At 46.8% G+C, this 19,741-nt stretch carries 20 protein-coding genes; 9 read left to right on the forward strand and 11 right to left on the reverse strand.

Annotated features, from left to right (window positions below):
- The first annotated feature begins 35 nt into the window (after window positions 1-35).
- A complete protein-coding gene (locus EPO18_RS07130) occupies window positions 36-920 on the forward strand; it encodes a M28 family peptidase (protein ID WP_292432472.1) in 885 nt (294 codons plus the stop codon).
- A 124-nt stretch (window positions 921-1,044) separates the two neighbouring features.
- On the opposite strand, the gene EPO18_RS07135 is transcribed toward EPO18_RS07130, so the two are convergent.
- Window positions 1,045-1,377 carry a DUF2956 domain-containing protein gene (locus tag EPO18_RS07135; RefSeq protein WP_292432474.1) on the reverse strand — a complete coding sequence of 111 codons (333 nt, stop codon included), beginning with the start codon at window positions 1,375-1,377 and terminating at the stop codon, window positions 1,045-1,047.
- A 143-nt stretch (window positions 1,378-1,520) separates the two neighbouring features.
- Entirely contained in the window at window positions 1,521-1,919 is a 399-nt protein-coding gene (locus tag EPO18_RS07140; RefSeq protein ID WP_292432476.1) for a rhodanese-like domain-containing protein, read from the reverse strand.
- 585 nt (window positions 1,920-2,504) lie between these two features.
- Here EPO18_RS07140 and EPO18_RS07145 point away from each other — a divergent pair.
- Together EPO18_RS07145 and EPO18_RS07150 are read left to right on the forward strand one after the other, a co-directional pair.
- A complete protein-coding gene (locus EPO18_RS07145; protein WP_292432477.1) occupies window positions 2,505-3,935 on the forward strand; it encodes an aldehyde dehydrogenase family protein in 1,431 nt (476 codons plus the stop codon).
- A 292-nt stretch (window positions 3,936-4,227) separates the two neighbouring features.
- The gene (locus EPO18_RS07150; RefSeq protein WP_292432479.1) at window positions 4,228-4,731 is read left to right on the forward strand and encodes a HugZ family pyridoxamine 5'-phosphate oxidase; all 504 of its coding nucleotides are present in this window, start codon (window positions 4,228-4,230) and stop codon (window positions 4,729-4,731) included.
- 282 nt (window positions 4,732-5,013) lie between these two features.
- Here the strand turns inward: EPO18_RS07150 and EPO18_RS07155 are convergent, their stop codons facing one another.
- A complete protein-coding gene (locus tag EPO18_RS07155) occupies window positions 5,014-5,352 on the reverse strand; it encodes a hypothetical protein (protein ID WP_292432481.1) in 339 nt (112 codons plus the stop codon).
- Window positions 5,353-5,456: 104 nt separating this feature from the next.
- Entirely contained in the window at window positions 5,457-5,681 is a 225-nt protein-coding gene (locus tag EPO18_RS07160) for a hypothetical protein (protein ID WP_292432483.1), read from the reverse strand.
- Window positions 5,682-6,104: 423 nt separating this feature from the next.
- Between EPO18_RS07160 and EPO18_RS07165 the strand changes: the two genes are divergently transcribed.
- Window positions 6,105-6,860: a hypothetical protein gene (locus EPO18_RS07165; RefSeq protein WP_292432485.1), complete on the forward strand. Its 756-nt coding sequence runs from the start codon at window positions 6,105-6,107 to the stop codon at window positions 6,858-6,860.
- A gap of 290 nt (window positions 6,861-7,150) precedes the next feature.
- A complete protein-coding gene (locus EPO18_RS07170; protein ID WP_292432487.1) occupies window positions 7,151-8,224 on the forward strand; it encodes a hypothetical protein in 1,074 nt (357 codons plus the stop codon).
- 235 nt (window positions 8,225-8,459) lie between these two features.
- Here the strand turns inward: EPO18_RS07170 and EPO18_RS07175 are convergent, their stop codons facing one another.
- Genes EPO18_RS07175 through EPO18_RS07185 form a run of 3 tightly spaced genes read right to left on the reverse strand, consistent with a single transcriptional unit; the run spans window position 8,460 to window position 10,658 of the window.
- Window positions 8,460-9,098 (reverse strand): lysophospholipid acyltransferase family protein, encoded by a 639-nt coding sequence (locus EPO18_RS07175; RefSeq protein ID WP_292432488.1) that lies wholly within the window; start codon window positions 9,096-9,098, stop codon window positions 8,460-8,462.
- 10 nt (window positions 9,099-9,108) lie between these two features.
- Window positions 9,109-10,053: a phosphatidate cytidylyltransferase gene (locus EPO18_RS07180; RefSeq protein WP_292432490.1), complete on the reverse strand. Its 945-nt coding sequence runs from the start codon at window positions 10,051-10,053 to the stop codon at window positions 9,109-9,111.
- Window positions 10,050-10,658, reverse strand: coding sequence for a CDP-alcohol phosphatidyltransferase family protein (locus EPO18_RS07185; RefSeq protein ID WP_292432492.1), 609 nt, complete (start codon window positions 10,656-10,658; stop codon window positions 10,050-10,052). Before EPO18_RS07185 ends, EPO18_RS07180 begins: the two co-directional genes overlap by 4 nt.
- 784 nt (window positions 10,659-11,442) lie before the next feature.
- On the opposite strand from EPO18_RS07185, the gene EPO18_RS07190 reads away from it, so the two are divergent.
- From EPO18_RS07190 to EPO18_RS07200, 3 genes are all read left to right on the forward strand, one after another.
- Window positions 11,443-12,234 (forward strand): Hachiman antiphage defense system protein HamA, encoded by a 792-nt coding sequence (locus tag EPO18_RS07190; RefSeq protein WP_292432494.1) that lies wholly within the window; start codon window positions 11,443-11,445, stop codon window positions 12,232-12,234.
- Window positions 12,227-12,832 carry a hypothetical protein gene (locus tag EPO18_RS07195; protein ID WP_292432497.1) on the forward strand — a complete coding sequence of 202 codons (606 nt, stop codon included), beginning with the start codon at window positions 12,227-12,229 and terminating at the stop codon, window positions 12,830-12,832. The genes EPO18_RS07190 and EPO18_RS07195 overlap by 8 nt, the downstream gene beginning before the upstream one ends.
- 80 nt (window positions 12,833-12,912) lie before the next feature.
- Window positions 12,913-15,174 (forward strand): DEAD/DEAH box helicase, encoded by a 2,262-nt coding sequence (locus tag EPO18_RS07200; RefSeq protein WP_292432499.1) that lies wholly within the window; start codon window positions 12,913-12,915, stop codon window positions 15,172-15,174.
- 137 nt (window positions 15,175-15,311) lie between these two features.
- Here the strand turns inward: EPO18_RS07200 and EPO18_RS07205 are convergent, their stop codons facing one another.
- Window positions 15,312-15,509 carry a hypothetical protein gene (locus tag EPO18_RS07205; protein ID WP_292432501.1) on the reverse strand — a complete coding sequence of 66 codons (198 nt, stop codon included), beginning with the start codon at window positions 15,507-15,509 and terminating at the stop codon, window positions 15,312-15,314.
- Window positions 15,510-15,517: 8 nt separating this feature from the next.
- On the opposite strand from EPO18_RS07205, the gene EPO18_RS07210 reads away from it, so the two are divergent.
- The gene (locus tag EPO18_RS07210) at window positions 15,518-17,317 is read left to right on the forward strand and encodes an ABC transporter transmembrane domain-containing protein (RefSeq protein WP_292432503.1); all 1,800 of its coding nucleotides are present in this window, start codon (window positions 15,518-15,520) and stop codon (window positions 17,315-17,317) included.
- Window positions 17,318-17,404: 87 nt separating this feature from the next.
- Here the strand turns inward: EPO18_RS07210 and EPO18_RS07215 are convergent, their stop codons facing one another.
- The 3 genes from EPO18_RS07215 to EPO18_RS07225 form a co-directional block, all read right to left on the reverse strand.
- On the reverse strand, window positions 17,405-17,596 hold the full coding sequence (locus tag EPO18_RS07215; protein WP_292432505.1) for a VOC family protein: 192 nt from the start codon (window positions 17,594-17,596) through the stop codon (window positions 17,405-17,407).
- A gap of 86 nt (window positions 17,597-17,682) precedes the next feature.
- Window positions 17,683-18,063, reverse strand: a complete 381-nt coding sequence (locus EPO18_RS07220; protein WP_292432507.1) for a tautomerase family protein — start codon at window positions 18,061-18,063, stop codon at window positions 17,683-17,685.
- 76 nt (window positions 18,064-18,139) lie between these two features.
- A complete protein-coding gene (locus tag EPO18_RS07225; RefSeq protein ID WP_292432509.1) occupies window positions 18,140-19,357 on the reverse strand; it encodes an MFS transporter in 1,218 nt (405 codons plus the stop codon).
- Between the last annotated feature and the right edge of the window lie 384 nt (window positions 19,358-19,741).

A 19,741-nucleotide genomic window follows, 5' to 3' on the forward strand; every position in this document is an offset into this window, starting at 1 on the left:
CAGTTTTGGCATATTAACTTTGCGGTTTCAGAACCATGAACGAAGATTTAATGCAGCGCTTAAAAGTACATGTCGATGAACTTGCCGGTAAGATCGGCGAGCATAATGTGTTTCACCCGGAAGCTTTGCATGCCGCAGAGGCTTATATTACGCAACAGTGGGAGCAGCAAGGCTATGCCGTTCGTAAACAAACTTATACCGCGCAAGGGGTTGAGTGCGCCAATCTGGAAGTGACTTGTCCCGGTCACAGCCGTAGCAACGATGTCATTCTGATCGGCGCTCATTATGACTCAGTCTTGGGCAGTCCGGGCGCTAATGATAATGGCAGCGGCGTTGCAGCATTGCTTGAGCTTTCTCGCCTGTTCAAGGATGTTACGCTTGAAACCAGTCTGCGTTTTGTCGCTTTTGTGAATGAAGAGCCGCCGTTTTTCTACTGGCCCGGCATGGGCAGCATGGTGTATGCCAAAGCCGCCAAGCAACGCGGCGACCCGATCCGTTTCATGATCTCGCTGGAGACCATCGGCTATTATCGGGAACAGCACGGCAGTCAAACTTATCCTCCCTTGTTGAAATATTTTTATCCCGATACCGGTAATTTTATTGCCTTCGTTTCTAATTTGCGCTCCCGGAACGTCATGCGGGACTGTATTCAGGCGTTTTCCTCAGTGACGGATTTTCCGATGCAATCCATTGCCACTCTAGCCTTTGTACCGGGAGTATCCTGGAGTGACCATCTGGCGTTTTGGCGGCACGGTTACAAGGCTTTGATGATTACCGATACCGCTTTGTATCGTTACCCCTATTATCATACGGCTCAGGATACGCCGGATAAGCTCGATTATGTGCCGTTTGCAGAAGTAACTAACGGCCTGTTTTTGATGCTATGTCGGTTGGCGAACACAATAAGGCCCGAGCCATAGAAAGTTTTCAAGGTTCGAAATAAACATCCAATGTCGGACTAGGGCCGATTTGAGACTGCCGTGGCCGGCTGAGGCTGCGCAATACTGCTTTTTTGCAAATCGCAATAACTTATACTCATTGAATTCAAACGAGAAAGTAAATGCCCACGCCCAGCCATGTCAGCAACAGTAGCAACCAAGGAAGCCAGTGCTGTCTATAAACTATCCGCTCTTGTATCTCGTGATCATCCGGCTCAATCGATTGCGCCTTTTGATTTGATATTTTCTTGAGTTTTCTGTTCAAGTCCCTGGCTTTTTCTTTTTGCTGTTTTTTATAGAGATCGATTCCTTTTTGAATGCCTTGAGCAATCAGCCTGGTTTGTTCTTTGGTTTGAGCGGGACGTTGAGTTCCTCTGGCTATTTTCAACGCTTCCTCTTGAGTTTGCTGCGATGACTTTTGATAACTATTTTTAGTCATGATGGTATTTTGATAATGAAAGCATCAATTTTAACGGGAAGCAGGCCGGCTGCGGACTACTGTCCGGCAGCCAACCGCCAATAGTTGTTGGTCAATATAATGTTTGGGCGCTATATCAAGTTCGAGCTGGTCAACGTATCTATTTATTCAAAATCAAGACCAGCCTTACTCCAAGCCTTCGCGCCTCCTTCAAGATTAGTTAAGTTACGGTAACCTAATTCATAAAGAGACTTTGCCGCTGCATTTCCCATAGGGCCACTTTCGCAATAAAGATAGATAGCCGTATTTTTATCTTTGGGAAGCTTGTCTTTGTATTTCCCGATTTCGTTGTAAGGAATAAAAAGATCAGTGCCTTTTATATGCCGTTGTTCGGGCGTGTGAACGTCAACAAGGAAAATATCCTCGTTTTGCATGACCCGGTTTAATTCAGTCGCGGGTATAACTTTTAGATAGTCAGGCTTTTGAAACGCGCAGCCGGTAACGATAAAAATAAAAGCTATGATGGGATAAAGTTTTTTCATAACGATAGTTTGGGATTTCATAAAGACAGGCTCCTCATTCATGTTGGGCAACCGAGTGATCCAGATATTGATTCAACTGAAAATCACAGGAAATTGAAGACGTAATTATGGCTATTTGCAGACGAGTATATGTGCTTTAACAATGGCTAACAACTTTATCTAAACTGATTGACCAATCCGTTGGTTTATGCGCAGCTGCGAAAAGCCGGTTTGATGCGCGATGCCAAAAGCAGGCATCTCTACGACTGCAGGGACAGGAAATGATCCTGCCATTTCTCTGCATTGCCTACACGGATGCAGGAGCAGTTGCCGAGGCGACACGGATTAGACGGGTTTGATTTTCCTTGTCATTGTCCAGAAAGATCTGGTTCCCTGCATAGGAATATCCTTCGTAGGGCGTGCCGTGCGCGCCTTGGTTCCTAAGGCGCGCACGGCACGCCCTACTCATTACTACCCCATTCGTCACGGCCGTTCAGTCAAAGTACGTTCATTTATTTTTGCGGCAATGCGTAACATCAGATGGTAAATAGTAACAACTACTAATTTATTTGCTGATCGCCTTTAGAATATCCTGCTAAAAAGACATATGAATTTCGGGTGAGGTTTATGCATTATCCAATCAATAGTCCTAACGCTAAAGCTTCCGGAATCATTGAAGTTTTTTCACCCTATGACGGAGAACCGGTCGGCTCGGTTGAATGCATCGATGCCAAAGGGGTTGAGGTCGCTTTAAAAAACATGGCTGAGGTTTTTCGTGACCGGAACAACTGGTTGCCGGCCCATGAGCGTATTGCCATCTTGGAACGTATAGCCCAGACTATGCAGACACGTTCCGAACAATTAATAGCCATCGCGATTGCCGAAGGCGGCAAACCTTATTCGGATACCCAAATTGAACTGTTACGGGCTATCGACAGTATCAAAATTTGTATCGAATGCCTACGCTCCGAACGCGGTACGGAAATACTCATGCAGTTAAATCCGGCATCCATGAATCGACTGGCTTTTACCCATAGAGAACCTATCGGTCCTGTCGTTGCGGTCAGTGCCTTTAATCATCCGCTTAACTTAATCGTCCATCAGGTCGGCCCGGCGATTGCGGCAGGTTGCCCGATCATTATCAAACCGGCACGGGAAACTCCGCTATCTGCTTTTGCACTGGTTGAACTATTCCACCAAGCCGGGTTACCGGTTGCTTGGTGTCAGCCGGTTATGATTGACGATAACAGGGTTACCGAAAAATTGGTGACGGATAAGCGGGTGGCCTTTTTCAGTTTTATCGGCAGTGCCGACGTTGGCTGGGCATTACGATCAAAGCTGGCCCCCGGAACACGGTGCTCTTTGGAACATGGCGGGGTTGCACCGGTGATTATTGCCGAGGATGCGGATCTTAATAAGATATTACCTTTAATGGCCAAAGGCGGCTTTTATCATGCGGGGCAAGTCTGTGTTTCCGTGCAACGCATTTATGCTCATCAAGCCATTGCCTATAAAGTTGCGTCCGAACTTGCGGCATTGGCAGAACAGATGACGGTAGGCGATCCTGCCGATACCGGCACTGATATAGGGCCTCTTATCCGGCATCGGGAAGTGGACCGCGTTGAATCTTGGGTCAATGAAGCCATCGCCGAAAATGCCGAATTGATCACCGGAGGCAAACGGCTTTCTGCATCGCTGTATCAGCCGACGGTGTTGTTCAACCCTTCGGTCAACAGCAAGGTCAGTCAACAGGAAATATTCGGTCCGGTTATTTGCGTTTATGGCTATAACAACATCGACCAGGCTATTGAACAAGCGAACGCTCTGCCCTATGCCTTCCAGGCTGCTATTGCCACCCAAAATATCGATACGGCCTTATACGCTTTTAAACATTTAGCCGCATCGACGGTGATGATTAACGACCACACGGCGTTTCGTGTGGACTGGATGCCGTTTGCCGGTTTGCGCGAATCCGGCTATGGAACCGGCGGGATTCCTTATACTTTCCGCGATATGCAGGTTGAAAAAATGGCCGTCATCCATTCTGCAGCTTTGTAGTTAGGATTTGGTTAAAAATAACTTCCCGAAATCACTGTCTTCTATCGTCAAGCCGTTCGTGCTGAGCTTGTCGAAGCATGATCGGCTTGACGCGGTAGGCCGAAATTTTTCCGTCCACCCTTCGACAAGCTCAGGGCGAACGGAAAAATTTTACCCGATCCATATCGGGAAGTTATTAATGGCCGTATCCTTAGTTATACAGAATCCGATCGGCTAACCGTTTCGCCCTATTTTTAATAGGTTGCGGATTTTAATTCAGATAATGTTCCGACACACAATGGGTATATTTAAAATGAACGACACAGAAAATCTATCCGAAAAAACAAAGTCCTTGCAGGAACTGCTCGCCTCACAACAAACGCTGTTGCTGTCGACGGCTTCAGGAAGCAGCGTTCCCGATTTGAGTGTCGCTCCCTTTGTGCGAGATCAAGCGGGCTGTTTTTATATCTTTATCAGCGAACTTGCCACGCATACCGCCAATTTGCTGGATAATCCCCAGGCCTCGGTGATGTTTATCCGCCCGGAATCCGAATCGAACAATTTTTTTGCCCGCGAACGTGCGGTATTCAACTGTAAAAGCAGGGAAATAGGACGCAATGAGCCACTCTATACGACTCAGTTAAAAGCATTTCAGGATAAGTTTGGCGAAGTCGTGAGTTTATTGAATACGTTAACCGATTTTCACTTATTTGCCTTATGCCCGGAAAGTGGCCGGTACATTATGGGTTTTGGTCAGGCCTATACGATTAATATCGAGGATGGCAAAGTTTCTCCGCTTAATAAAAAGAATATTTGAACCACTAACCTAGCCTTAACGGCCTGTAAATAAAAATACAACCTATTCCAGTGAAAGCAGCCCGTGGCAGTCATCAAAATTAATGTCTGCTGATCGCCTCAGATCGGCCATGAGCCGACTATCACAATTGCCAACTGTAAGGCTGCTCAATTCGGGAAAACAGTCATTCATAACGCGGAAGCTCACCCGCCAGCGCCCACCACGAAACTCGAAAACACGAAACAGCTTGCGGGCGCGGGTCGGGTGGAGCGCACAGTTAGGCACAAATTTACGCGATAGATGCTACGACAGATTAGCGCATCTTACCGCGTTTTCCAACCAGCGCAGGGAGGCGTTGATCTCGCAATCCTGTTTTTCACGGCCATCCTGGGGCGCAATAAATTCCGGCGCCAAGGGAATCACTTTGTCGCTTCCGGGCTTAACCAGTACGGGCGTGACGGCCGTGTGCGAATAACTGACCTTGCCGTTGCTGTGGGTTTTAGAGGAACAGCAGGGACCTTGAATTTTTTGCGAGGAAAAGTATTGGACGCCATCCAAGGCCAGTAGCAAACGCTTGTCTGCGCTGCGAAAGGAATCGATAACGCCGGCACGTTGAAAGCCGTCCACGATAAAGTCAAACATCGGGTATACGGCTTCCGGTTTAACCGCATCAAGCAGGTTTCGGATGTGATTATCGGTCGGAATCCGGAAAACGCCAAACAGGGTTTGTGCGTCGCCTAAAGCGCCTACTTTTGGTATTTTTTCCTTGAGTTTCCTGCATCGTCCGCTGGAAATCCAGGAAAGAGGGGGCTTTGCATAAAAAACACCGAAAACGCACTCAGTCCTGCATCGGTCATCGTATAGGCCGTATTTTTCCCGGTCCGACGATCGGTAAATGTTTCGAACGTGGCGCGTAATTGCTTAACGACATCGCTAAAGGTTAAGACATTGAATCCAAAAGGGGCGCTCATAATCGACTACCATAGAAAATTGATCCGCCATTTTAGGAGATTGATTTCATAATGAGAATTGCTGAATATATAAAGAAAAACATATCCACCAATATGGGAAGATATACAATCAGAATTCTGCGAAAATGCATGGGTTGTACTAATCAAAGACGATATTAAGAAACTATACAAACACTTGTTAGGTGCGATAGAACAAAATCCGGCTTTTGTCCCTCGCAGTTTGGTATGGGGGCAACGCCGAAGACCAGAGGTGTCAATTAGTGCCCAATATTTGCCAGTAAACAGCGTCATAATTGATCATTTTTAATTGTTATCACATTGTTTTTTAATGTTTATAACTGGGCTCGTGTGAGTCCATCCTATGATCCTGAAACAAAGATGTATTCAAATGAAATTCGATTGCCATCCAGCGGACTCCTACACATGATTACCCTGCGCTTGATTTGTTTATTCACCGTGCTGTTTGTTGCGCTGTTACCGCCCTGTGCCGTAGCCATGTCAAACACGCATATTTCTGTCATTGTGTCCCTGGTCGACAACGTATCACAAGGCATCGTGCCGGTTCCTGCGAAAATCGGCAATGGCGATGATCCGAACACCAACCTCTATTGGGGAGCGGCTTATGGCGTGAAAACCTTTTTAAGCAAGGCGGATGGCTGGCGTAAATTGGGTTGCGAAAAAGATATTAGCGACACTATTTTAGAACGCTGCCAGTTTGCCTGGAAGGACAAGCTCACCGTTACCGCCGATGCTTATCGCGGCAGCCGGATTGACCAGGCGATGCTTGACTTTATGCAACAAGCAGCCACTCCGCCCAATGCGGCAAAGCGTGAAATGGTGGTGTTCATCGGTCATGACGGCTTGATGGACGAACAAAACCTGCCCATCGTAGAACGCTTTCCAAAACATGCCGGACACGAAAAACAAGCCGTGGTCCTGGCCTGTATGAGCGACGAGTATTTCTCGGAGCATTTGCTTGCCGCAGGTTCAAAGCCGGTGGTAACCACCCATAGCTTCATGGCGCCGGAAGCCTATGTATTGGAAGCGGTTGCACGCGGTTTTGCAAACCAGGCGAGCGAAGCGGAATTGCGCAGTTCCGCCGGCACCGCTTACGCCAAATACCAGCATATCTCAGCCAAAGCGGGAAAGTCGGTTTTTGGTGCAAACCGTTCAAACTAGGCCTAGTCCGGCAAGCTCTGCGCCACTCCGATTGGGCTTTAAGCGCGACCCAATGCAAGGATCGCCGCTACAGATGCAGCGCTATAACGTGCCGTTGTCGATCCGAGGTCGTCTTAACTCAACCGCGCATTAAATCAATATCCAAAAATACATTGAGCTGGTAGAGTCTGTGTTGAAGGCTGGAAAACCGGTAGCTTTAATTTACAGTACAGGGGGTTCCCCTTTAAAACGTATTTTGCGGAATGTCTTGATTCCACCTTATTGATGAAGGCTTTACTTTGAAGACTATCGTGAGCATCCGTTTGTTGGTTTCTTTGCTGCTGTGTATTTGTGCGACCGATGTTTATAGCGATAAAAGCCACCTCGTATCGTGCGGTTCCTACTATAAAGGATTGAGCAACTTGAAGTTGCAGCAACCGCCAAGGCGAGTGTTGCTTGTACCTTTATTGATCAGAGTGCCGCTCGGGAATGAGAGCCCAAGGTGGTCCGAGCAACCCGCCCGCACTCTGAAAGCCTTTTACCGGAACCGGTTTAATGCAGCCGTTACGCAGCTGCACGATGTCTGGAACTGGACGGATTATTTCCGCCAGGTCGAGCAGATAGTGCAGCAGTCACCTCCTTTCGACCGGGTTATTTTTATCAGTCATGGCGGTTTTGACGGACCGATACTGGAAAATTTCGTGTTTTGGCAAAACTTTCAGGTAGAGGGCAACAAAGGCGAATTACTTCAGTTTTACGAGTCGCAACCGGGACTTAAGGACATGTTGTCCATCACCTATGATACCCAAAAAAATCGCATATTCAGCGACTATATGGCCTCGCACTGGCGGGAGTTGGCGCCGATGAAACCGACCGACATCCGGCATCGGCTTAAAGGCCTGGAAAAACAGATACAGCCGCTGGATCATGTTTGTTTTCAACATTATTGCTCGCCGGATCAACTGGCCACAAGTCCCGAACAGCAGCGCGGATACCGGCTCGAGCTCTGTGAGCTCATTTGCCGAGAGCCACTGTTCGAACAAAAAATATCTGCTGAAATATCCCCGGAACGGTTCTTTCATTTCACAAAATCGCTGAGTTCGCTTGCAACGGCAGACGGCCTGATTTTCTTCGGCGCCTGCAATCCAGGCAGTGCGGCTCCGGTAGAGATACTGGAGAAGGATGAAACTGAGTTTTTAATCAATTCAACTCTTGCCGACGGACCGCACAAGAGCTACGTACATCTGGTTAGTGCAGCAACCGGCCGCATCACCGCCGGTCCGATAGGACAAAGTAGCGCCGAGGACATTGTAAATCGAGTTATCATGTTTGAGACCGGCCGCCCTCAACACCATTTATGCATCGTTGCTCCTGCGGCGAAGTGATTATCTAGTAGTAAGGTACGCTACGCGTACGAAACCGTTACGAAATTCTGCTATTCAGCCCTGTCGTCGAGTCGATGGCGCTCTGGCGGTACGGGATACTTACCAAATATAGATTAATCCGGGATGGGCTCGAAGCTTCTCGTCAACCGTGATCAGCGGCGCTTGATGGCTATGCTTAGGTTTGCCCATGTTGGTTCGGCATACCGTCAAGATGTCCGTGTATGAAGCGAAACCATTATAGGTCGGAAGCATCTGTAATGTTCGCCTGCTCTTGAAGCGCCAGCATTTTTTGGTTTAATTGTCTCATAAACTCACTGCGGCTGCCTTCCCAGCGCATGGGCGCACCAATAAATACATCCACAAAAAAAGGTACGAGGATAAACTCGCCCTTGGGCAATGCCTTGCCCAGTCCATAAAAAAACATCGGAATCACAGGCACTTCGGGGCATTCAAGCGCCAAATGCGCAATACCGTTTTTAAACCTGCTCAAGGATTCTGGCTCTCCCCGTGAGCCTTCGGGAAACAAGATTAAAATAGCTTTCTTGTCTAGCGCATCAAAAACGGGGGCAAGCACATCCGCACCTTTTTCGGTGGCTTTGCGTTCCAAGGGAATAATGCCGATCACATTTAAAGCAAACCATTTAATAATCCGGTTTCTTAAAAAATAATCCGCCGCAGCGACAGGATGGACTTTATCGATGACAGCCAGTGGGAACAGTGACATTAAAGCCAGTGCATCCAAGTGGCTGTTATGGTTGGCGACGATAATGGCAGGGCCTTGCAGCGGCAAATGCTCGCGCCCTCTGGCATTTATGCCGAGAATCACGAGCGCCAAGGGTTTACTGATGAAAAGATAAAAGAGTTTTCGTAACAACAGTGTTTACTCAGTAATGGAGAAAATAAACAAAATGAAAAAACAGGGGCGCCGTGTATGTCAAGCTATCCAGTCTGTCCAAAATGCCGCCGTGCCCAGGCAGGATGCTGCCGGAATCTTTAACGCCGATGTCGCGTTTTAGCGCGGAAATTGTCACATCGCCCACAAAACCGCCTAAGCCTATTAACACACCTGCGCCTAAGGCCTCAAGCTGCGTGAGCGGCGTCAAATACGGGCCAAGTGCAACCGCCAGCAGCATCGTGGTGGTAACGCCCCCTAAAAAACCCGCCACGGTTTTATTGGGGCTGACCTTGGGCGAAATTTTGCGCCGCCCAAAACTCTTGCCCCAGATATATTGCGCCACATCATTAATCTCAGTCAAAAAAACCAGATAAATCAAAAGCCCCATAGCCCCGCCCGCCGGATTCACTTCCGGCGGCAAGACCAGCAGATACGCCATGTGACTTAAGCTAAACACTGTAATCATCAGTCCCCAATGCAGTGTGCCTAAGGCACGTAAAAAGCCTTGGGTTTCGCCGACTAAAACCATGCGTGTAGGTAAAATCAGAAACATGAACACGGGAATAAAGATGATAAACAGGCCGTACCAAGCGATATATACCCAATAAAACTGCATAGGGATGGCCAGATAAGCCCAGAACAACACACGGTGGTCGGCGCGGCGCGTAGGGATAAGCGATAAATATTCCTTAAACGCCAGAAAGCTCACAAAACCCAGCACAATGACCGAAATGGCCCGGTTGAACAACACTGCCACCGCAAACACCGCTACAATCAGCCACCAGGTTTTTATGCGCAGGCGCAGTTCTGTGTAGTTGCGTTCAGGGCGCGAGTGCACCAGACCAATGGAGGTAAAGCTGGCTGTCGCCAGTAAGGCGGCAATAACGCCAAAAGAGATTTCTACACTGAACGGTAAAATTAGCTGCGGATTCATTTTGCAACTTCCTTAAGCGCCTGACGTGCACGGTTAAACACTGTTAACACCGTTAAGGCCAATACCAGCCCAAACACCCAATTTAACCAGTTACCGGATTGGACCCCCAAACCCATGGCTAGCGCAACAGCACCAAACATAAACGCCCTGTCACTTTTGCCCATAGGCCCGTCATAACGCCGTGATGCGCCAATTTGCACCGCAATGACACCCGTCATTTCAGTCAGGATGGCAGCAATCACCACAAACACCAATAAACTGGGGCAAACAACAGGCAGTAGCGCAAATGGCAGATACAAGGCCGCATCGGAAACCACATCAGTGAGTTCATTTAGAATCGCGCCCAAATTGCTTTTCATGCCATGCTCACGCGCCAGCATCCCGTCAATCGCATTTAAAGCCATACGCACAAACATAACGAGCGGTAGCAGTAAAAAAATTCTCATCTGAGTGCTATTGAGCGCCAACACCAAAGCCGTCAGCAGCGACAAGCCAAAAGCCGCCAGCGTCACTTGGTTGGCGGTAACGCCGTGTGCTGCAAGCCACTTGCAAAGGGGACGCAGGAGATTTTGAAAAGCGGGTTTAATTGCGTAAATGCTGGTCATCGTGTACTGCCCTTTGATGTGAAAAAAGCTGAATAAATTAACTAGAATAAAATTATATAGGATGGGGTCATGCCTACGAGCTATATTTTTAAATTAAGCCTTGTCTAAATCCAGGCATAAAAAACTGATGCTCATCACAGCAAGATTTGAATATAAAGCAGGTCATACAGGTGAATCGATACCCCTTGTCATCTTATCAAGGCAGTACGTTTCTCAGTTTTCACTCGCTCCTATCCTTGACACTTATTTTTTAATGCTGCTGTCAAAATTCCCTATCTTGCAGCACGTAGGGCGCAATAGCGTTAGCGTATTACGCACTATGGATTACGCCTTACCCGCGTTAAACTATTTTGTTCAAGACAGCGAAAGACCTAATTTTAATTCGTATCATAAGCGCATAACCCGTGATTGAATAATTGCATTTACCTTAGCTGTAACGGCCTGCAAATAAAAAATCCAACCTATTCCAGTAAAAGCAGCCCGTGGCAGTTATCAAAATTAATATCTGTTGACCGTCTCAGGCCGGCCAATTCGGGACGTTCAGTTCCAGCGAAATTTTAGATTTTGAATGACCGGTTTCAAGTAGAAATAAGACGATATCTAAAATGAAGTGTTTGCGTATGAATTATCTAATATACTTAGTTTTTAATGTCGCATGACACTTAATGCTAGTTTGAAGTTTGGCGATCGCTATGCTCGGGCATACGAATCTCTTAGGAACCAATGAGTCAATGTAATTGATTTACATCGATTATTTACTCCACCACTAATAATTTTATTGCGAATGGAAGTCTCAAAAATATTTTACCCCCACAAAATGCCAACAGGCTCGCTGCCAGTGCGTTGTCATGTTCTTTTAGATACTCAAGCCAAGCTTCTAGAAGAATATTTGGTTCAGCAACTGCCTTGGTGTTACACCACAAAAAAACATATCCAACAGCGTGTCAACAAAACAGAATTATCAGCGTGCCAGATCATTGCCAATAAGCTCCCTGATCCGGGGAGTGTTATGTCAGGTGATTTCGGTGAAGTCTTAACACTTTTCTTTTTGAGTAGTGAGCGCACTGAAAATACCACCCCAATAAAAAAATGGCGATACAAGGAAAATAGATTAAAGGCCGCGCCACTTTCTGATGTCATTCTGTTATATCGTGAATTTGACGATAAATTATCGAAGAATGACTTTGTAATTTGTGCGGAAGCAAAACAGAAAGCAACAAAGTCGAAAGAATTTTTCCCGATTGAGAAATCAATTGAAGGGTTTGAGCTGGATAAAACAGGACGACTTGCGAGGACGCTTACTTGGTTAAAGGAAAAAGCCATTGATCAAGAATCATCTAAGAAGATTAATTTTATTAACCGATTTACTTCAAACCATCTGTCAGTGGAATACAAGAAGCATTTTAAAGCTGTCGCAATAGTTGATCGTGAGCTACTGGATGAGGAGTTAATACGGCAACTGAAACTTCCTCAACAGGATGAGAGCTTTGAGGTTATTGTTTTAGGAATTGATAAGTTGAAGTCGCTTTATGAAACAGTCTACTCGCGGGCACAAGCAGAGGTGACGATTGAATAACCAGCTTCGCAATATGATGGCTGAAATAGAATCCTGGGAGGCTGCTGCCGAGTTCGGGATACCTGAGGCTACATGGGCGCAATATCAGGTGAGAAAGCGATCAGATGATTTATATATTGCATGCCTATCCAACATTTTCGATGTGCTTCGGTTGCCAAAGTCTGAAGAACAAAAAAACGAACTGGCGGCATTAGCAAAAACACTGGTCATATACTCGCGAAGTGCGGCAGCAAGATATTTAAGTGGAGTTGAGCGGCGCCTTAATCAGCTTTATTGCGCTGCTCTTTTCTATTTGGCGGATTTTCCAGCAACAGCAATGCTCCTGGCAAGCAACCTTGAGGCTATAGAAGAAATATTGGTCGAAGAGTCTTTTTTGCATGGCTTTTTAAGCCGACGGATAAATGAGGAAAACAAGCTAGGGACAATGCTGTCAGATATTCTCAAATCTGATTCAATAAAGGATTTTGGGGAATTAACCACGACTCTGCGTGAGGAAATGATTTTCGGTTTGAGAAATGATCCGAGAAAATTTATTGCTGCAAAGCTTTCCCTATCGTGCATAGAGCGATTTGCAGAGTTCAATGTTTGGGGGGCTTAAGGCTGTATGCGGCACATTACTCTGATGAGATTTGGCAGTCTTTCCTTAATAATCCAGAAATATCTCCCCCATGGGAGCTGTTGCCATCACAGTTAGTTGCTATCAGGGCTGGTATTCTTGGCGATGGTGACGATACATTTAGCCTACAAATGCCAACGTCTGCGGGCAAAACATCACTGAGTGAGTTGCTAATTTATCACGAGGTAAAGATACGCAAAAAACGAGTGTTGTTTCTTGTTCCGTTCCGTGCGTTGGCGGCCGAAATTCGTGAAGGTATATCCCAACGTCTCACCAATGCAGGTGTGCAGGTCATTGCCAGCCATGGCGGAAATATACCAACGCGTTCAGAAACCGCTACGGTTGAAAATGCCGATGTTCTTATTATCACGCCTGAAAAGTTTACCGCAATGGCTCAAATTGTGCCAGGTTTGGAAAGTCAGTATCAGACCGTCATTTGTGATGAGGGGCATTTGATTGATGATGATAGCCGAGGATTACAATATGAGCTTCTCTTGACCAAGCTACGAGGCACTGATGCAGAACCGAGAAAAATTGTATTCATTTCCGCCATTCTTCCAAACGTGAACGAGATTCACGAGTGGCTTGGTGGGCAACTAAGTCACTTGGCTCAATCCAATTATCGACCTGTCGAAACTGACTATGGATTTTTGACTATCCAATCAACTAAAAATAAAATCTGGCAATTAGACGTAAACCCGATTTACGAGCGTCCTCGAAGTTATTTCTTATTGAGTTTTCTCGTAAAAAATGATTTTCGATACCTTAATTCAGAAACAGGCCGCCTTAAGCTAATAGGCGGTTATGACTCCAATACTTCACTGGCATGTGCAGCCGCACTCAAGTCACGAAGAAATGGTTCGGTTGCCCTCTTTACGACGCAACGTAATTTTATTCAAAACTTAGCAAAAAAACTTATTGAGTTGTGTGAAGCAAAAACCTTGGTCGCACAGAACGCGCCAACATTTTCAGCTCATTTGCCTGATCTAATTGAATACATAGAGTTTCAGTTTGGTCAGAATTATATTTTGTCTCGTTTGCTTAAATATGGAGCAGGATTCCATCATGGAAGACTTCCTCAAGAGGTGCGTCGTGAGATGGAGGAAGGAATTCAAAATGGAACAATTAGTATTTTGCTTTGCACGAATACGTTAGCCGAAGGGGTGAATCTGCCAATTCGCACTCTCGTGGTACATACTGTTAAACGTTATGAAGGTGAAACTAGAGGATGGAAATTTTTATCAAATCGCAGCATCAAAAATATCATCGGTCGTGCTGGCCGCGCTGGCAAAGAAACACGTGGTAGAGTTATCTTTATTGATGAATCTGAGCGAGATCTGTTAAAGACAGTTCTACGAAATGAGAAGATGGAATCCGCCAATGGATATCTTTATCGGCTTATAGTCATGATAAATGACTTTATTACTCGCAATGGGATCGAACTAGACAATAATATTATCGACCTGCAAACTGATCCAAGATTTATGTCGATAATTGACAGTATTGACTTCACGCTACTTGACCTTATTCCTTCTGACACTCCGCAGTCAGAAATTATCAGTCATATTGATGAGCTGCTATCGAAAACCCTTGCGAACCGTTATTGCAATACGCCTCAGTTACAGTCTTGTATCAAGACGATGTTCAGTTTAAGGGCAGAAAAGCTTCAACAATCTGTAGAGAGAAGCATTTGGCCGATACTTCGAAAGACTGGCGCATCACTTAGATTCTGGACGTTCATCCAAGAATCGGAACTTCTTAATCACACATTGTGGGCGACGTTGGATGACCCGATAGATGCGCAATGGCTGAACGAAGTTGTTATCAAACTGCTTGAATATCCCGGTATAGGTATTGAAATCACTTCAGAAATACTTCAAACAATAATTCATGGCTGGATGTCTGGAGAAACCTACGCGGAAATGGCCATTAATTGCGAATGTGATGTTGAAGAAATTTTAGATATTTTGTCCGATCAAGTTGGTTATCGTTTGCAAGAGCATGTTGGCAAGTTGTGTCAACTTGCGATGGCGCAATATGGTGAAGATGGTATATCAGAGCTGGCACGTAACTGGTCTTCACTCTTGCAATATGGCCTGAGAACGATGCAGCAGTTAGATATTTTTGAGCGTGGTGGAAGTGATCGGCTTGCGGTATGGAGTGTATCGCGAAATCTTTCATTAAATGGCATCGATCTCAGAAGGGGGAAATTGATTACTCATCTTCGTCGTAATAGTGAAGAAGTACGGACTCACCTAGTTCTTGATAACAGAGTTCCTACTTTGAGTGTTAATCGCTTATGTCGAGAACTGAGAATCCGATAACTGTTCCTACCGAATTTTCTTTTTGCTAAACGGTTTAGAATAACAAAAAGGTGGTTTTTAAACCGTCAGCTTTGTAGACGCAATGTGACGGTCGATGACTTATATCACGACCGTCTCGTTTGGGTCGGATAGAGTCTTTAGGCCACCTCAAGATCGGCCAGTTGCGGATGTCCGTTTTGTGGATTTGCAGCGCCGGAGTTTGCAGAAACCATGAATAGCGAGTATCTGCGGCCAATTACAGCCACCGCTGAAGAATTGTAATTCTTCCCGTATGAATATTTTCTTGTTTTGATTCTTTCAAGACATGAGAAAATGAAATACACACCATCAATCACTATCAGGAATGCCTATCTCAAAATCGACCCGATCCGGCTCAACCCGCCGCCTATCAACTCTTAAGGATCTATGGCCTTTTCTGCGCCCCTATCGGCGGAGAATAGCTCTGGCTTTTGTACTGCTGTGCCTTGGCTCGGCCACGATCCTGTTGGTTCCGTTGGCGTTCCGTGACTTGATCGATTTAGGTTTTGGGCAAAGGCAAAATACCGGCGGCGGACTATTGGGATCGCTGAGTTTGAACGGCCACTTCGCTGCGTTATTCGGTTTGGCGAGTCTTTGGGCATTGACCGTAGCGGCGCGTTATTACACCGTGACCTGGATAGGCGAGCGGGTGACGGCGGATTTACGTAGTGCGGTGTATGCGCGGGTACTGGCGCAATCCCCGCAATTTTTCGAGACTTTGCAAACCGGCGAAGTGCTGTCACGCCTGACCGGCGACACCACCCTGATCCAGACCGTGATCGGCAGTTCCATTTCGATGGGTTTGCGAAGCTTGTTCCAGTTTGTCGGCGGGATGGTCATGCTGGCGGTGACCAGTTTGTATCTGTTCTCTCTGAACCTGGGCCTGACGGCATTGCTGATGCTTCCCCTCTTTGCTATCGGCCGTAAAGTGAAAAAGCTTTCGCGTGAATCGCAGGATAAAATTGCCGATGCCTCGGCGCTGGCTGGCGAGATCCTTAACGCTGTACCGACAGTTCAGGCCTACACACAGGAACAGCGGGAAACCAAACGCTTCGCCGACCGCGCAGAAATTAGCTTCATAACCGCGATCCGGCGTACCCGCTTTCGCGCGGCATTGACGGCGCTCGTTATCATAGCGGTGATGGGTTCCATCATTTTCGTGCTGTGGATCGGCGCTAACCAGGTGCACGCAGGCAGCATGACGGGCGGACAATTGGCTTCTTTCGTCCTTTATGCAACGCTGGTGGCGGGCGGCGTCAGCACCATGGCGGAAGTATGGGGCGATATCATGCGTGCGGCAGGTGCGGCCGAGCGCTTGCTGGAACTGCTTCATGCCAAGCCCTCCATTGTCGAAGCCGATACATCGCAACCGTTGCCGCAACCAAGAAAAGCGGAGATTCAATTCGAACATGTCAGCTTCCGTTATCCTTCGCGGATGCAAATAGCCGCGCTTGATGACATTAACATCGACATAGCAACTGGGGAAATCGTCGCGCTAGTCGGCCCTTCCGGTGCGGGCAAAACTACCGTGTTCCAGCTCTTATTGCGTTTTTACGATACAACCCACGGCACTATACGCTTCAACGGGCAAGATATTCGTCAACTGGCATTGCATGAGTTGCGCGACAAGATTGCGATCGTCCCTCAAGACTCGGTGATCTTCTCGGCCAATGCGCTGGAAAATATTCGCTACGGCCGTCCCACTGCCAGCGATGATGAAGTCATGGCCGCCGCCAAATCGGCGCAGGTGGAAGAATTCATCAATCGCCTGCCGGATGGTTATCAGACCTTCCTGGGAGAACGCGGTACGCGTTTGTCCGGCGGGCAACGCCAGCGGATTGCCATCGCCCGGGCAATTTTAAAAAATGCACCGCTTTTGCTGCTCGACGAAGCCACCAGCGCACTGGATGCGGAATCGGAAATCCTGGTGCAGGAAGGCTTGAATGCCGCCATGCAAGGGCGTACCACGCTGATTATTGCTCACCGGCTAGCCACCGTGAAGAAGGTCAACCGCATTATCGTCTTGAATCAAGGACGTATCGTCGAAATCGGCGCACCGGAAGATTTACGTAAACAGAGCGGGCTGTACGCCAAGCTCGCAAGCTTGCAATTCGATGTTCAATAATACAAAAAAGTTTGTAACTATTCAGTGAATCAAAAATCGCGGAAAACTCACTCCCTCTCGGCAATTGCTCCTGCATTGCTCTACTACCTACATCCATGTAGGCATCCTACTGGAGAGGGAGGTTGTGCTTTGCGCTGAGTAGTTACAGACGCCAGAAAAGCCCAGATCTGGCCTGTCTGTTTGTTGCAAGCCGAGAATATCGCAGTAAAACAGCACTGATGCCGCAGTATCGTCAATAATTAGACTGGCATGATGAAAGTTAAAATTAAAGTTTGGCATTATTTTTATGGATCGTTGATTTGAGCATAGAAAGAGCGTCTTTCAAAAATTGTTGTGCTATATAGAAGATTCAATAACATCTACTGTTAAGCATACTGCGCTATTCCATTTCCGAAAGACCAGTTTTCTTTTTTAACTTCGACCAAATTGATCATAACATCGTCCATTCGGACGTCGAGCTCCCTATGGAGCCGATCTGCGATAGTGTTGAAGAGCGCTTTCTTTAAGGAAGTAGCTCGTCCTTCATTCAACGTTATTTGTATTACGATAATTCCATCGGTTCGTCTGATATCGAGATAAGTCGGATCATAGATCAGAGTATCGTTATCGTGTTCAGTAATGATTTGGAAATTGTCTTTCACCGGAACATTGATTGTGTCAACCATCGCTTGATAGACGATTGAACCCACCTTTTTTCCAAAGCCATTCGGCCTGTTTTTCATTAACGAGATGCGAACTAAGGGCATTTTTATATCTCCTGGTTTTAGTATGGGAGCAGTTTTACTGCGTGAAATAAGATATGAATCGGCAATAAATTTATATTCATTCCCGTATCTTCATGACAAGTCCGGTAGCCGCTAAGGCAAAAAGACCGGAGGTCATAAAGGCCAAGGTGTAATTCCCGAACAAACCATGCAAATAACCGGCTCCGTAACTGGCTAACGCTGCGCCGATCTGATGGGCAAAACAGATCCAGCCAAAAACGACCCCGACATTTTGTTTGCCGAATAGATCCGCTGTGAGCGCTGAGGTAGCCGGAACCGTCGATAACCAATTCAGTCCATAAACGACGGAAAAGGCCATCAGTTGTCCAGTCGATTCGACATAAGGCAACAATAGCAATGAAATACCGCGAAGCGCATAATAAATCGCCAGCGGCCAACGCTTACCGAAGCGGTCGCATAGCCAACCGGAGAAAATAGTACCGGCAATATCGGTAGCGCCCATTAATCCTAATGACACGGCCATGGTCATTTCCGGGAAACCATGTTCGATGCCGTGAGAAATTAAGTGCGTCTGAAACAATCCGGAGGTCGTAAAACCGCAGATCGCAAAGCTGAAAGCCAGCAGCCAAAATTGAGGACTGGCCATTGCCAAGCGCATCGGATTCGGGTCAGGAGGAATAACAGGTGTAGCTAATTCACTTGCACCGTAAGGCTGCATTCCCTTTACACCGGGATCATCGGCCATAAATTTGATGATCAATGGCAATACAATCAAACCCAGCAACAATGCAATAAATAAAGTGGTAGCCCGCCAGCCTAGGTCAATATTCAGGCTCATCAGAACAGGCGTAAAAATTAACTGGCCCGACGAAAAGGCCGCGCCCAAGATGCCTAAAGCCAGACCGCGCCGTTGCTGAAACCAACGGTTAACAACGGCCGAACCCATCACTATGGAAGTTCCTCCCGAACCTGCGCCAATGATCACGCCCCAAAACAAATACAGTTGCCAAGGTTCCTGTATAAAAATGCTGCCGCAGGCTCCCAGAGTTACCAGCGTAAGCATGATCAAGGTGATGGCTTTCGTACCGTATAAATCCATCAACCTGCCTAGAAATGGACCGGCAAGCCCAAACAACAGCAGATTGATGGAAACGGCGCCGCTTATTGTTTCCCGACTCCACTTAAATTCCTGTTCCAGTGACAGCATAATGATTCCGGGAACAGATCGAAGCGCCGATGCAACAAACAAACAGATAAAAGTAACAGCCAGTATGGCCCAGGCATAATGGATGCCGGCGCGTTTAATAGTTGCCATAGTTAGGATTTTGTCCGCCCGGAATAGTTAATGTTTCTATCAGTCATACGGGGTAATCTCTAAATTAAGGAACGTGCACGAAATAGCTTGAGCGCGTTTTATTTTTAAACCATGAAGCGTATGAAGGGCATGAAGGATTTAAGTCTTCATGTCCTTCATACGCTTCATGGTCATTGCTTAAATTAACTGATGTTACGCAGTTGTTCGGGTTTAGACTGCATCAACATTTTTTATTATTAAAGTGTCGCTACCGCGACGTTATTTGAATCGGGTTCTCGCACCCGAGGGCGAGTTACTTTCTTTTGCGTCGCCTCGGCAACTGCTCCTGCGTTGCTCTACCTCCTGCATCCGTGCAGTCGAAAAGAAAGTAACCAAAGAAAAGGC

Origin of the sequence: Methylobacter sp. (assembly GCF_004322395.1) — a bacterium.
Classification (GTDB): Bacteria; Pseudomonadota; Gammaproteobacteria; order Methylococcales; family Methylomonadaceae; genus Methylobacter_A.